This window comes from Streptomyces sp. NPDC051211 (genome assembly GCF_040689505.1).
Lineage (GTDB): Bacteria > Actinomycetota > Actinomycetes > Streptomycetales > Streptomycetaceae > Streptomyces.
The window spans coordinates 22,846-37,357 of the sequence record NZ_JBFBAV010000002.1 but is presented as its reverse complement, the minus strand read 5'-3'; the positions used below and the strand labels follow the sequence as shown (position 1 = coordinate 37,357).

The 14,512-nt window shown below is 71.8% G+C and carries 11 protein-coding genes; 8 read left to right on the top strand and 3 right to left on the bottom strand.

Translation table 11 applies throughout. The annotated features are described in order from the left end of the window. Positions 1-140 precede the first annotated feature (140 nt). Positions 141-632 carry an adenylyltransferase/cytidyltransferase family protein gene (locus AB0447_RS03175; protein ID WP_366474712.1) on the top strand — a complete coding sequence of 164 codons (492 nt, stop codon included), beginning with the start codon at positions 141-143 and terminating at the stop codon, positions 630-632. Here the strand turns inward: AB0447_RS03175 and AB0447_RS03170 are convergent. After that, positions 613-1,335: a CDP-alcohol phosphatidyltransferase family protein gene (locus tag AB0447_RS03170; RefSeq protein ID WP_366474711.1), complete on the bottom strand. Its 723-nt coding sequence runs from the start codon at positions 1,333-1,335 to the stop codon at positions 613-615. The two genes, AB0447_RS03175 and AB0447_RS03170, sit on opposite strands and share 20 nt — an antisense overlap. Positions 1,336-1,382: 47 nt before the next feature. Then, positions 1,383-2,582: an MFS transporter gene (locus AB0447_RS03165; protein WP_366474710.1), complete on the bottom strand. Its 1,200-nt coding sequence runs from the start codon at positions 2,580-2,582 to the stop codon at positions 1,383-1,385. A 70-nt stretch (positions 2,583-2,652) separates the two neighbouring features. On the opposite strand from AB0447_RS03165, the gene AB0447_RS03160 reads away from it, so the two are divergent. After that, the gene (locus tag AB0447_RS03160) at positions 2,653-3,171 is read left to right on the top strand and encodes a MarR family transcriptional regulator (protein ID WP_366474709.1); all 519 of its coding nucleotides are present in this window, start codon (positions 2,653-2,655) and stop codon (positions 3,169-3,171) included. Positions 3,172-3,211: 40 nt separating this feature from the next. Here AB0447_RS03160 and glgX read toward each other — a convergent pair whose 3' ends face one another. After that, the gene (glgX, locus tag AB0447_RS03155; RefSeq protein WP_366475077.1) at positions 3,212-5,437 is read right to left on the bottom strand and encodes a glycogen debranching protein GlgX; all 2,226 of its coding nucleotides are present in this window, start codon (positions 5,435-5,437) and stop codon (positions 3,212-3,214) included. 223 nt (positions 5,438-5,660) lie between these two features. Here glgX and AB0447_RS03150 point away from each other — a divergent pair, with 223 nt between their 5' ends. From AB0447_RS03150 to AB0447_RS03125, 6 genes are all read left to right on the top strand, one after another. Then, positions 5,661-6,890 (top strand): Ig-like domain-containing protein, encoded by a 1,230-nt coding sequence (locus AB0447_RS03150; RefSeq protein ID WP_366475076.1) that lies wholly within the window; start codon positions 5,661-5,663, stop codon positions 6,888-6,890. A 129-nt stretch (positions 6,891-7,019) separates the two neighbouring features. Beyond that, on the top strand, positions 7,020-7,793 hold the full coding sequence (locus tag AB0447_RS03145) for a SpaA isopeptide-forming pilin-related protein (RefSeq protein WP_366474708.1): 774 nt from the start codon (positions 7,020-7,022) through the stop codon (positions 7,791-7,793). Between the two features lie 141 nt (positions 7,794-7,934). Beyond that, a complete protein-coding gene (locus AB0447_RS03140; protein WP_366474707.1) occupies positions 7,935-8,711 on the top strand; it encodes a L,D-transpeptidase family protein in 777 nt (258 codons plus the stop codon). A gap of 164 nt (positions 8,712-8,875) precedes the next feature. Further along, the gene (locus AB0447_RS03135; protein ID WP_366474706.1) at positions 8,876-12,109 is read left to right on the top strand and encodes a SpaA isopeptide-forming pilin-related protein; all 3,234 of its coding nucleotides are present in this window, start codon (positions 8,876-8,878) and stop codon (positions 12,107-12,109) included. A 220-nt stretch (positions 12,110-12,329) separates the two neighbouring features. Further along, positions 12,330-13,556 carry an Ig-like domain-containing protein gene (locus tag AB0447_RS03130; RefSeq protein ID WP_366474705.1) on the top strand — a complete coding sequence of 409 codons (1,227 nt, stop codon included), beginning with the start codon at positions 12,330-12,332 and terminating at the stop codon, positions 13,554-13,556. 42 nt (positions 13,557-13,598) lie between these two features. Then, entirely contained in the window at positions 13,599-14,366 is a 768-nt protein-coding gene (locus AB0447_RS03125) for an enoyl-CoA hydratase-related protein (RefSeq protein ID WP_366474704.1), read from the top strand. Positions 14,367-14,512: the final 146 nt, after the last annotated feature.

Here is a 14,512-nt window from a genome sequence, read left to right as displayed (position 1 = left end):
AACGTCCCCTTCCCCCCTGATCGATGCGCACGCCACCCTAATCGTTCACCCGCACAGCGCGGAACGTGCACGCTATTGTCTGCTAATCCGCCGCACCGGGGGGTGCGGTCGCTGGGGGGTAACAGATGACGGAGCAGGACATGTCCGACCTTGGCGTGCCCACGCGCAGGCCCTACCGAGTGGGCTATGCGCCGGGCGCATACGATCTGTTCCATATCGGACATCTCAATATCCTCCGGCACGCACGCAGCCAGTGCGACTACCTGGTGGCCGGGGTGGTCTCCGACGAGATGGCCGAACTCGCCAAGGGCCGCCGCCCGATGATCCCGCTCGTCGAGCGGCTGGAAATCGTCCGCAGCGTCAAGTACGTCGACGCGGCCTTCGTCGAGACGGTTCCGGACAAGGTGGAGACCTGGAAGCAGGTCCGCTTCGACGTGATCTTCAAGGGCGACGACTGGCGGAGCACCCCCAAGGGGCACAAGCTGGAGGCCGACTTCGCCGCGGTCGGGGTGGACGTCGTCTACTTCCCGTACACCGTGCACACGTCCAGCACCCAGCTGCGCCGGGCACTGGACGCGCTCGCCGAACCGCTGCCGGAGCAGCTGGCCCCGCTCACCGCCGAACGGCGCTGAGCTCCCGGAACCACTTGGTGAGGAACGCCAGCAGGAACAGGGCGGCCACCGCGCCCAGTCCCGCGTACGCGTAGGCGAACAGCTCCCCGCCGCCGAGCAGCAGGAACACCAGGCAGAACACCCCGTAGTCGACCGGCAGCAGCGCCACCGCGCGCGCGGTCGACGGGGCGGCGGCGGGGTCCCCCGGGGCCGGCTTCGGCTTCAGCTTCTCGGTCAGCAGGCCGCCGAAGAAGGTGACGACCGCGGCGAACTGGAAGCCGAGCGGCACCAGCAGCCAGCCGGCGCCGGAGATCCCGTACTCCTCGGGGAACCGGTAGAAGGCGATCAGGACACAGGTGTGCAGCGCGGTGAGCTTGGCGCAGTCCACCACGTGGTCGAGCCACTCGCCGGCGGCGCTGCCGCCCCCGCGCAGACGGGCCAGCTGCCCGTCGGCCGAGTCGAAGGCGAACCCGACGGCGAGGGCCGCCCACACGGCGATGCCCAGCCCCCAGGACGGTGCGCTCAGCGCGACCGCGCCGACGGCGGCGAAGCTGAAGGCGGCGCTGATCAGCGTCACCTGGTTCGGGGTGAGCCCCAGCGCATGGCCGGCGGCGGCCAGATAGCGCCCGGCCGGCCGGTTCACGAACCGTGAGTAGAGGGAGACCCCCTTCGCCGACTTCTGCGCCCCGCGCAGTTCCCGCAGCGCGGTCCCGACACTCGCCATCCGCAACACACCCCTCGTCCCCACACAATGCCCCCGGATCGCACACATCATCGCAGGACGAATGCATGCTCCCGCTCCGGATGTGCCCGCACGTCCGGAACCAGCAGTACGCCCAGATTGGCGCAGGCCACCAGCACGGCCGCCACCAGCAGCGGAGCGGTGGTCCCGGCGCCCGCGGCGAGCGGGGCGGCCACCGCCAGCCCCAGCGGCCGCGCGGCGAAGGAGATCAGGGTGTCGAAGGAGCCCACCCGGCCCAGCGCCTCGGCCGGCACCCGCTGCTGGATGACCGTCTCCCAGAGCGGGCTGAGCAGCCCGACCCCGCCCAGGCCCACGAAGTACGCGCCCGCGACCACCGGCATCGGCAGCCGCAGCCCGAGCGCGGCGAGCGCGAGGGCGAAGGCGGCGGAGGCCACGGCCACCCAGACCAGCGGCCGCCGCACCGGCAGCCGGCCGGCCGCCCAGGCCCCGACGAGCAGCCCGGCCGTACCGGCCTGGGCGATCACCACCCAGGCCGACTCGCCGCCGAGGGACTCCACGGCGATCAGCGGACCGAGGGCGAGCAGCAGGCCGGCCGCCAGGTGCCAGACGCCGTGCCCCAGGACATTGGCCAGAAACCACGGGTGGCGCCGGGTCTCGGCCCAGCCCTCGCGGAGTTCGGCCAGGAACCCGGGGCGTTCGGCGGGGGCCTCGGGCCGCGGGGTGCGCAACCCGCCCAGGGTGACGGCGGAGACCGCGAACAGCGCCCCGGTCAGCAGCGAGGACCAGCCGGGTCCGATGGCCAGCATCAGCCCGCCGGCGGCGCCCGGGCCGGCCACCGAGGCGAGCCCCTGGGCCACCATCAGCCGCGAGTTGACACGTAGACGCTCCGGCCCGGCGACCACTGCGGCCACCAGGGTCCGGGCGGACGGGTTTCCGAAGGCGACGGCGGCCCCGGTGACCGCCGACAGCGCGGCCAGCTCGGGCACCCGGACCGGCCCCGCGAGCAGCAGGGCGCCGATCCCGAGTTGGGCGGCGGCCCGTACGAGGTCGGCGGCGAGCACCACCCGCCGGGCGGGGTACCGGTCGGCCACCACCCCCGCCACGGGCAGCAGGAGCAGCATCGGAACCATTTCGCAGGCGAGCACCAGGCCGAGGTCGCCGGCCGATCCGGTGCGGACCACCGCCAGGGTGAGGGTGGTGGGGATGAGAGCGGTGGCGAAGGCGGCGAAGGTGCGGCCGGTGAGCAGTCGCCAGATCGTCGGGGTCATGCCGGGGAAGATATTTCGCCGCCGAATCATTCGTCAACGAAATATGCGTCCCGGGGGCGATAATGCCCGGATGAGCGAGCAAGGAGCGGCGGCCGGAGGCACCGAGGACTCCGTCGACCGGCACATCGCCCGGTGGCGCGGCAAGGTGCCCTTCGACGTGCCCACCGAAGAGGTCATCACCCGCATCCAACTCCTCACCCGGCACATCAAGCAGGTGAAGGACAGCGCCCTGGCCGAAACCGGACTGCAGGCCTTCGAGTTCGAGACCATGCACCGGCTCGCCTCCCGCGGCCGCCCCTGGCGGGCCACCCCCTCCGAGCTCGCCGCCGAGCTGATGCTCTCCCCGGCCGGGATGACCGGCCGGCTCGACACCCTGGAGAAGGCCGGCCTGATCCGCCGGCTCCGCGCCGCCGGGGACCGGCGGCGGGTCGACGTCGAACTCACCGAGGAGGGCCACGCCCGCTGGGCCGCCGCCATGCGGCTGCGCGGAGAGGCGGAGGTCGCCATGCTCGAACCCTTCGCCCCCGCCGAGCAGGCCGCCCTCGCCGCCCTGCTCAAACGCATGCTCCTGCACGTCGAAAACCGCTGACGCCGACCGGAACGGGCCTGCCGCGGCAGCCGTCGAGCGCCTAGTCCGCCACCCGCAGCAGCAGCACCGACCGGGCCGGCACGGTGATCGGCAGCCCGCCCGGGCAGCGGGTCCCCGGCACCACTGACTGGTCCTCGCGCGAGGTGTCCAGCACCACCTCGTAGGACGAGGCCCACGGCGGGCCCGGCGGAGTCCACGACACCGGCCGGTCCCCGGCGTGCAGCAGGGCCAGGAAGCTGTCGTCCGTCACCTGCCGCCCCCGCTCGTCCCGGCCGGGGATGTCCCGCCCCGACAGGTACAGGCCCACCGACGCCGCCGGCGCGTACCAGTCCCGCTCCGTCATCTCCGTCCCCGCCGGGGTGAACCAGGCCAGGTCCCGCAGCCCGTCGGCACCCTGCGGCCGGCCCGAGAAGAACGCCCTCCGGCGCAGCACCGGATGCGTCCGGCGCAGCGCCAGCAGCCTCCTGGTCAGCGCGAACAGGTTCTGCCAGGCCGGATCCGACAGCAGCGACCAGTCCACCCAGCCCGTCTCGTTGTCCTGGCAGTACGCGTTGTTGTTGCCGCCCTGGGTGCGCCCGAACTCGTCCCCCGCGACCAGCATCGGCACCCCCGTCGACAGCAGCAGGGTGGTGAGCAGATTGCGGAGCTGGCGGCGGCGCAGCGAGGCGATCCGGGGGTCCGTCCCCTCTGGCGGCTCGCCCTCCACCCCGCAGTTCCACGACCGGTTGTCGTTCGTCCCGTCCCGGTTCTCCTCCCCGTTCGCCTCGTTGTGCTTGCGCTCGTAACTGACCAGGTCGCGCAGGGTGAACCCGTCGTGCGCGGTGATGAAGTTGACGGAGGCGTACGGCCGCCGCCCGCCCCATGCGTACAGATCGCTCGACCCGGACAGCCGGTACCCCAGATCCCGTACGTCGGGCAGCGCGCCCCGCCAGAAGTCCCGGACCGCGTCCCGGTACCGGTCGTTCCACTCGGTCCACAGCGGCGGGAAGGCCCCCACCTGGTAGCCGCCCGAGCCCACGTCCCAGGGCTCCGCGATCAGCTTGACCCTCCGCAGGACGGGGTCCTGGGCGATCACCGCCAGGAACGGCGACAGCATGTCCACGTCGTGCATGGACCGGGCCAGCGCCGCCGCCAGATCGAAGCGGAAGCCGTCCACCCCCATCTCCGTGACCCAGTAGCGCAGCGAATCGGTGATCAGCCGCAGCACGTGCGGCCGCCCGGCGTGCAGGGTGTTCCCGCAGCCCGTGTAGTCCGCGTACCGCCGCTGGTCGGACTGGAGGCGGTAGTAGCCCCGGTTGTCGACGCCGCGCAGCGACAGCGTCGGCCCCAGCTCGCCCGCCTCCGCCGTGTGGTTGTAGACCACGTCCAGGATCACCTCGATCCCGGCCGCGTGCAGCGCCCGCACCATCCGCTTGAACTCGCCGACCTGCTGCCCGGTCGTTCCGCTCGACGAATACCCGGCGTGCGGGGCGAAGTAGCCGACGGAGTTGTAGCCCCAGTAGTTGCGCAGCCCCCGGCGCAGCAGATGGTCCTCGTGCGCGAACTGGTGCACCGGCAGCAGCTCCACCGCCGTCACCCCCAGCTCCAGCAGGTGCTCGATCGCCGCCGGATGCGCCAGCCCCGCGTAGGTGCCGCGCAGCTGCTCCGGGATCCCCGGATGGCGCATCGTGAACCCGCGGACGTGCAGCTCGTAGATGACGGAGTCGGCCCACGGGGTCTTGGGCCGGACATCGTCCGCCCAGTCGTCCACGTCGTGGACCACCACCCCCTTCGGCACGAACGGCGCCGAGTCCCGGTCGTCCCGCACCGTGTCGGCGATGTACTGCTGCGGCCAGTCCCGGACGTGCCCGTACACCTCGGGCGGCAGCGAGAAGTCACCGTCGACGGCCCGCGCGTACGGGTCCAGCAGCAGCTTCGCCGGATTGAACCGGGCTCCGGTCCACGGGTCCCAGCGGCCGTGCACCCGGAACCCGTACCGCTGACCCGGCCGCACCCCCGGCACGAACCCGTGCCAGATCTCGTGCGTCATTTCGGCCAGCGAACACCGGGTCTCGGCACCGCTGCCGTCGAACAGGCACAGTTCCACCGCCTCCGCGCCCTGCGCCCACAACGCGAAGTTGGTCCCCGCCACCCCGTCGGGGCCGCCCCGGTACCGGGCCCCCAGCGGATGGGAGGACCCCGGCCACACCTGCGGCCCCGGCCGCCCGGCCGCCCGTACGGATTCCTCACGCCGGGGTACCGGCCCGGCCCGGCCGCCCTCGGCCACCTCTTGCTCGGCTGCGCTCGACACCTGCCCGCCTCCACGGCTTTCGACGGCCACGGCGGGGGAAGCAATGCGGCTCCGGCGTCCCGGCCAGGGCCCGCCCCCGTCTGGTCCTTCCCACTGTTCTGCCCGGACTGCTCGACCCGGAACGTGGGCCGCCCTCACGTTTCCCCGGAAGGGCCCGGTCGTTGGACGGACCGTGAGACTTGTGACGTCCGAGCGGGCGATGCGGGCAGCGGCGGGAATGGCCGCCGTGGTGGCGTGGGCGGGGCTGCTGGGAGGGCTGGCCGGCTGTACTGCGGACGGCGCATCGCCGGTGGAGATCCAGCTGCCGGGCAAACCCCGGTCCGCCGAGGAGGCCATCCGGATCACCCCGGAGGACAACGCCAAAGCCGTGCCGGCCGAGGGCCCGCTGACGGTCACCGTGCCCGAGGGCCGGCTGGAGCGGGTCGTGGTCACCAAGGTGGAGGACGCCCAGGAGGAACAGGTCCCCGGCTCCATCGCCCCGGACGGGCTCAGCTGGAGCCCCGACCCGGCGTACGGCAAGCTCGCGCTGGCCGCCAAGTACACCGTGGACGCCGTCGCCGTCGACGGCCACGACCGCCGCCAGGCCCGGCACACCACCTTCACCACCTACGTCCCCGAGGAACGGTTCATCGGCTACTTCAAGCCCGAGAACCGCTCCACCGTCGGCACCGGCATGATCGTCTCCTTCCGGTTCAACCGGTCCATCGAGAACCGCGCCGACGTCGAACGGGCCATCACCATCACCGCCGAACCGGCCGTCGAGGTGGTCGGCCACTGGTTCGGCAAGGACCGCCTCGACTTCCGCCCCCGGCAGTACTGGAAGCCCGGCACCGAGGTCACCATGACCATGCGGCTCCGCGACGTCGAGGGCGCCCCCGGCTCGTACGGCATCCAGAGCAAAACCGTCCGCTTCACCGTCGGCCGGCACCAGGTCTCCACCGTCGACGCCGCCGAGCACACCATGACGGTCCGGCGGGACGGCGAGGTCCTCTCCACCGTCCCGGTCACCGCAGGGGCCCCCAAGACCACCACCTACAACGGCAAGATGGTGGTGATGGAGATGTTCGACGTCACCCGCATGAACGGGGCCACCGTCGGTTTCACCAGCGACGACGGCAAGGGCGAGTACGACATCCCGGACGTGCCGCACGCCATGCGGCTCACCAGTTCCGGCACCTTCCTGCACGGCAACTACTGGGCCACCCCCGACACCTTCGGCTCCACCAACACCAGCCACGGCTGCGTGGGCCTGCGCGACTCCAAGGGCGGCGGCTCGGACACCCCGGCCGGCTGGTTCTTCGACCGGACCCTGATCGGGGACGTCGTGGAGGTCGTCAACTCCCAGGACGAGATCGTCGCCGCGGACAACGGACTGGGCGGCTGGAACCTCTCCTGGGTCGACTGGATCGCCGGCTCCGCGATCACCTGACCGTTCCCACTGCCGCCGGACGGGTGATTCGTGTGATCGGTTTGCCGTAGTGGGGGAGTGTCCTCCCGCCTCCGCCGCCGTACCTGCGCACAGCCTGTCTGAGCACCAGTGGCATACGGACGGAGTGTCATGAAAGTCAGGAAGCTGGCCCTGGCGGGCCTGGCGACGGCAGCGGTACTGGCCCCGGTGGCCCCGGCCCACGCTGCGTCCCCGGCCCAACCGGACGCCGAAACCGGCAACGTGTGGATCCTCAAGACCGACCAGGAGACCAGAGCACCGCTGCGCGGGGCACTGTTCCAGCTGTGGCGGGAGACGAACGGCAGGACCGGCCTGCAGACCGACGGCAGCAGCCCCGACGAGCTGGTGTCGAGCGGCTGCCGGACCGAGGAGGACGGCTGGTGCGGGGCCACGGTGCCGCTGGGCACCTACTACTGGGAGGAGACCACCCCGCCGCCCGGCTACGGACTCCCGAGCGACCCGGTCAGCGCCCCGCTGGTGCTGACCGCCGAGAACGCCGAGGACGGCGTCACCGCCGAGATCCGCAACGTCCGTGACCCCTACCAGATCAAGGTCGTGAAGAAGGACGCGAAGACCAAGCGGCCGCTGCGCGGCGCGGTGTTCGAACTGTGGAGGGAAGTCAACGGCATCAGCGGCCTCCAGCCCTACGGCATCAACCCCGACGTCCGCACCGGATCGGGCTGTGCCACGGACGGGAAGGGCGTCTGCTCGTTCACAGGCCTGGACGCGGGCCAGTACTACCTGCGGGAGACCGACGTCCCCGAGGGCTACGTCCTGCCGGCCGACCCGGTCACCGGCCCGCTGACCCTGGACGGGCAGGGCCGCCACCTGGAGGTCAAGCTCTTCAACCAGCGCGACGAGCACGGCAAGGGCCCCCGGGCCTGACGGCCCGGCACCGCCCGGCCCCGCCCGGGAATGCTCCGATGCGGTGAGCGCCTCACCGCATCGGAGCACCCGGACGCGCCGCACCCCGCCGGGCCCGGTTAGCTGGGGAGCAGCCCGGCACGCGGGCGCGAGGAGGCCGGCATGATGAACGGTGGCACGGCGATCCGGATCCACAGGACGGCCGCGGCGGCAGTGGCCGCATTGGCCCTGACCGGCCTGACCGTCCTCGCGTCGGCCCATCCCGCCGCCGCCCGGCCCCGCCCGGACGGCGCCGCCCCCACGGCCCCCGCCCCCACCCCCACCGCGCCCGCGCCCGCGCCCGCGGAACCCTGCACCGCCGGCACCGGCCCCTACCAGCGGGAGCTGGAGGAGCACCTGGAGCTCACCGTGGACGGCGCCCAGTCCGCCCAGGACTGCGCGGCCGTACGGGAGTTCCAGAAGACCCACCGGATCACCCCGGCGGACGGCTACGCCGGGCTCACCACCTACCGCACCATGATCGCCGTACAGGCCCGCACCAACCCCAACGCGGCCGGCTCCTGCCCGGTCCGCCGGCACCGGGTGACCTGCGTGGACCTCGACCGCCAACTGCTCTGGGTGCAGCGCGACACCAAGATCGTCTTCCCGCCCGTCCCCATCCGCACCGGCCGCGACGACCAGGAGACCCGCCCCGGCTGGCACGAGGTGTACTGGCGCAGCAAGAACCACGTGTCCACCCTGTACGACTCACCCATGCCCTACGCCCAGTTCTTCGACAGGGGCCAGGCGCTGCACGGCCGCCCCGGCGACCTCTACGCGCACGGCGGCTCGGCCGGCTGCGTCAACCTCTCGGTACCGGACGCGGCCCGGCTGTGGGACCTGCTCACCGAGGGCGACGCCGTGTACGTGTGGGGCACCAAACCCGGCACCGACGACTGAGGCGTTTTCACCGCGGCGGGTGAGGCTGCACGAGTGATCTTGCCACTCGTGCAGCCTCACCCGCCGAGTGTTGTGCCGGGCGCGGTCCGCCCGGGTGCCCAGCCTGTCAAGGCAATCCGTATGCCGTGCCGCTGCGAGCGGCGCGCCGCCGTAGATGGAGTGCCATGACAGCAAGGTCTTACCGGCGTGCGAGACGGTCGTGGGTCGCGGGCATGGCGCTGGGCGCCCTGCTCGTCGGCGCCGCGCCGGCCGTCGCCGCACCGGGGGCGAAGCCCGCGCCACGACCCGCCGCCCGGGCGGCGATCCCGTTGCCGAACCAGCTGGGCCCGTGCCTCGGCCCGGAGTGTCCCCCCGTGCATCCGGGCATCAACGACGGGCCGTTCGCGGGCCGGGACCGGAACATCAACACCTTCGTCGGCGACGACTTCCGGGTCCGCGGGACGGCGGCAGCTGCCGAGGGCAAGGTGGTCACCCTCGGGGACTTCGACCAGAACAAGACGGCCATCGGCAGCGACGGCTACTTCGTCGGAGTCGCCCCGGTCGGCTCGCGGGTCCCGCCGCCGGCCGGCACCGACTTCCTCGTCGCCGGCGGCAACGTCACGATTGCCGCCGGGCAGGACCTGCACGCCGAAACCGGCATCGTCCGGTACGCGGGCACCCTGACCGGCAGCGTCAGCGGCCAAACCGTGCAGGACTCGAGCGCGGTTGCCCCGTTCGCGACGTTCCGGCAGGGCATCAGCTCGACCAGCCAGTGCCTGGCCCGGCCGGACGGGACACTTCGCACACCGACCGGTACCGTGACCATCGTCGGCACGACGGTCTTCTTCACCGGCGACGGCACGTCGCAGCTCCAGGTCTTCAACGTCGACCAGAACCTGACCGCTCTCCCCAACGGCGGATCCGCGGCCTTCCAGTTCAGCAACATCCCGGACGGCGCGACCGTCCTGGTGAACGTGCTCGGGACCACCCGGTACGTCGACAGCTTCAGCGGAAGCTACGACGAGACCGACCCCTTCAACCGGCTGCGGCCGAGGCTCCTGTGGAACTACCCCGACGCCACCACGCTGCACCTGCGCGGAGAGGCCGAGTTCCAGGGCTCCCACCTGATGGGCCAGTACAACTCGCTGACCACCGTGACCACGACCGGCCTCAGCGGCCGCGTCTACACGGCGGGCTCGTTGACGCACGGATCCCCCGACCGGGGCACGGGCCAGGAGATCCACTCCTACCCGTTCATCGGCAACCTGCCCGACGACTGCGCGCAGCCCCTGCAGACCAGCGAGGTGACCGTCTTCAAGCGGGACAGCGTCACCCAGGCGCCGCTCGCCGACGCCAGGTTCGAGCTGTGGCGTGAGACGAACAACGTGCCGGGCCTGCAGACGGGCATGGGCGGGGACACGAAGTGGGACGGCGACTGCCTGACCGGCCCTGACGGCCGCTGCACGCGTACCGTCCCCTTGGGCGAGTACTACTGGCGTGAGGTCCAGCCCCCGCCCGGCTACGCCCTTCCGGTGAACCCCGTGTTCCCCGTGACCGCCAGCATCCCGGGCGGAGGCGTCTCGGTACCCGCCCTGGACCTCCGGAACAGGGCGGAGCTGGGCAGGGTCTCGGTCCTGAAGAGGGACGCGAACAACCAGGAGCCGCTCTCCGGTGCCACCTTCGAACTGTGGCGGGAAGCGAACGGCACGGCGGGCCTGCAGGTCGGGAGCGACACCCTGATCAGCGAGTGTGTGACGCCCGCCAACGGCATCTGCACCCGCACGGTCGAGCACGGCACCTACTACTGGCGCGAGACCCAGCCGGCTGACGGTCACCTGGTGCCGGCGAACCCGGTCGCCACGGTGACGCTGAACGAGCAGACCCCCAACAACCACGCGCGGGTCATCCTGGACGACCCGCGGGAGCCGCCGATCACCGGCCCCGTTTCGCTCGTCAAGCGGGACGCGACGACCGGAGCCGTGCTCGCCGGTGCCCGGTTCCAGCTCTGGCGGGACAGCAACGGCATTCCCGGCCTGCAGACCACCGGCTTCAACCCGGACACCCGGGTCGGGCTCGTCTGCACGACCGCGGCGAACGGCTTCTGCGTCGTCAATGCGCCGATCGGCCGCTACTTCTGGCAGGAGATCGAGGCGCCGCCCGGCTACCGGCTCCCGGCGGACACGGTCTTCGGACCGGTGCTGCTGACCCAGGGCAACGCCCGGATCGGCGTACGGGTCTTGGCCGACGACCCGCGGATCACCGGCCCCGTGACGGTGATCAAGACCAACTCCGGCGGCACCCCGCTGGCGGGCGCGGTCTTCGAGCTGTGGCGGGAGACCAACGGCGTGGAGGGCCTCCAGAGGGAGGACGGCAACCCCGACACCCAGGTCGGCTCGGCCTGCACCACAGCAGCCAACGGCACCTGCACCCGGTCCGTCCCCGCCGGGACGTACTACTGGGTGGAGACCCAGGCGCCGCCCGGCTTCGAGTTCCCGGCGAACCCGGTCTTCGGACCGCTGGAGCTCACCGCCGAGAACGCCGAGCTGGGGGTCACCGAGCGGGTCGTGAACGTGACGCCGCCGCGCGGCCGGGTCTCCATCACCAAGACCGACCCCAGGGAGAAGCCGCTGGCCGGCGCCGTCTTCGAGCTGTGGCGCGAGTCCAACGGCGTGGAGGGCCTGCAGACCACGGGCACCAACCCCGACACCCAGGTGGCGGACTGCACCACGGCGAAGAACGGCGTCTGCGCCCGTGACGTGGAGGAGGGCACCTACTACTGGCGGGAGACCCAGGCCCCGAAGGGGTACGTCCTTCCGCGTGAGCCGGTGTTCGGGCCGCTGGAGCTGACGGACGAGAACATCGAGACCGGCGTGACCGCGGTCGCGGTCAACAAGAAGCAGAAGCCGCCGTTCCGGGGCTCGATCCGGGTGGTCAAGAAGGACGCCGAGACCGGCCGGCCGCTGGCCGGCGCGGACTTCCAGCTGTGGCGGGAGACGAACGGCGTCCCCGGCCTGCAGACGCAGGGCCGGAATCCCGACCGGGGCCCGCAGACGAAGGGCCCGAACCCCGACCGCAAGGTCGACCGCTGCACCACCGACCGTCAGGGGCTGTGCACCTTCGACGGCCTGGCCGCGGACTCGTACTACCTGCGGGAGACCGCCGCACCGCGCGGCTACGTCAAGCCCCGCGACCCGGTGATCGGCCCGATCCACCTGGGCGGCCACAACCGCACCGCGGAGCACGAGGTCGTCGTCAAGGTGAAGAACCACCGGGCCTCGGGCGGCAACGGCACCGGCGGCAACGGCCACGGCAAGGGCGGCAAGGGTACCGGCGGCAACGGCACCGGCAAGGGCGGTAACGGTACCGGCGGCAACGGCATGGGAGGGAACGGCAAGGGAGGCGGCAAGACCAGGGGCTGAGCCCCGGGGAACACCCCCGTCCCACCCGACCGGCGTCTGCCCGGAGCCCCGCGGCTCCGGGCAGACGCCCGTCCGCTTCCAGCCGCTTCCCGCCCCGCTTCCCGCCCCGCTTCCCGTCCGCCCGACTTGGGACGGAACGGTGACATGCCCGTAGCTCTTCGTCATCCGCCCGTGTGATTACCTGTGGTCGAGTGCGCGCGACTGCCTGCGCGCGGGGGACATGGGGAGAAGAAGAGTGAAACTGCAGCCGACACGTGCCCTGTCGGCCCTGCTGCTGGGGGCGGCGCTGCTGCTCACCTCGGCGTGCAGCGGCGGCGGCGACAGCACCGGCAGCGGCGGCGGCGACAACAAGGGCGGCGGCAGCGGCAAGACCGGTACCGAGGCGTCCCAGGCGGTTGTCACCATCAAGCCGGACGACGGTGCCAAGGAGGTCGCGACCAGCGGCGTCCTGAAGATATCCGCGGCCGGCGGCAAGCTGACCACGGTCACCGTCGCCGACACCAAGGGCAACCAGGTGGAGGGCAAGCTGGCCGCCGACGGCGCCAGCTGGGAGCCGAACCGGCACCTGGGCTCGGCCACCGAGTACAAGGTGCACGCGGTCGCCAAGGACGAAGCGGGCCGCGAGTCCGCCAAGGACGTCACCTTCACCACTCTCACCCCCAAGAACACCTTCGTCGGGCACTACACCCCCGAGGACGGTGCGACCGTCGGCGTCGGCATGCCGGTCTCCATCAACTTCACCCGGGGCATCACCAACCCGGAGGCCGTCGAGAAGGCCATCACCGTCACCGCCGAGCCCGCAGTGCCCGTCGAGGGCCACTGGTTCGGCAACGACCGGCTCGACTTCCGCCCGGAGAAGTACTGGGCGGCGGGCACCAAGGTCACCGTCAAGCTGAACCTGGACGGCGTCGAGGGCCGCCCCGGCGTCTACGGCAAGCAGACCCGCACGGTCAACTTCACCATCGGCCGCTCCCAGGTCTCCACGGTCGACGCGAGCACCCACCAGATGCAGGTGGTCCGCGACGGCAAGCTGCTCAAGAACGTCCCGATCACCGCCGGCGCCCCGTCGACCACCACGTACAACGGGCAGATGGTCATCAGCGAGAAGTACAAGGTGACCCGGATGAACGGCGCCACCGTCGGGTTCGGCGGCGAGTACGACATCAAGGACGTGCCGCACGCCATGCGCCTGTCGACCTCGGGCACCTTCGTGCACGGCAACTACTGGGCCTCCTCGGGCACCTTCGGCTCGGCGAACGTCAGCCACGGCTGCGTGGGCCTGCGCGACGTGCGCGGCGCGGGCGACGACAACGCCCCGGCGGCCTGGTTCTACAACAACTCGCTGATCGGCGACGTGGTGGTCGTGAAGAACTCCAAGGACAAGCAGATCGCCCCGGACAACGGCCTCAACGGCTGGAACATGTCCTGGGCCGAGTGGATCAAGTAGCCCCACTGCCGCCGCACGGTTAACGGGTACTAACGTGCCCGTATGACCATCTCTCTCGAAGTCTCCGAAGGCGTCGGCACCATCCGCCTGGACCGGCCGCCCATGAACGCCCTGGACATCGCCACCCAGGACCGGCTGCGCGAGCTGGCGGTGGAGGCCACCGACCGGGCCGACGTCCGGGCGGTCGTCCTCTACGGCGGCGAGAAGGTGTTCGCGGCCGGCGCGGACATCAAGGAGATGCAGGCCATGGACCACGCGGCGATGGTCGCGCGGTCCCGGGCGCTGCAGGACTCCTTCACCGCCGTGGCCCGCATCCCCAAGCCCGTGGTGGCGGCCGTCACCGGCTACGCCCTGGGCGGCGGCTGCGAGCTGGCGCTGTGCGCGGACTACCGGATCGCCGCGGACAACGCCAAGCTCGGCCAGCCGGAGATCCTGCTCGGCCTGATCCCGGGGGCCGGCGGCACCCAGCGGCTGTCCCGGCTGATCGGCCCGTCCCGGGCCAAGGACCTGATCTTCACCGGGCGGATGGTCAAGGCGGACGAGGCGCTCTCGCTCGGTCTGGTCGACCGGGTGGTGCCGGCCGCCGAGGTGTACGAGCAGGCGCACGCCTGGGCGGCGAAGCTGGCCCAGGGGCCGGCCATCGCGCTGCGCGCCGCGAAGGAGTGCGTGGACGGCGGCCTGGAGGCGGACATCGACACCGGCCTGGCCATCGAACGCACCTGGTTCGCGGGGCTGTTCGCCACCGAGGACCGGGAGCGCGGCATGAGCAGCTTCATCGCGGAGGGCCCGGGCAAGGCCAAGTTCGTCTAGTCCTGCCCTCGGATAGCCCCTGAGGGTGGATTAGCCAGGCCTTAAGGGGACCTTAAGGGTGAATGGAGATCCACTCACCGTGATGATCGCTCAGCGGTGCGTCACGGCAGGTCAGCCGGGGTATATCAACCCACCCAATGCCGACG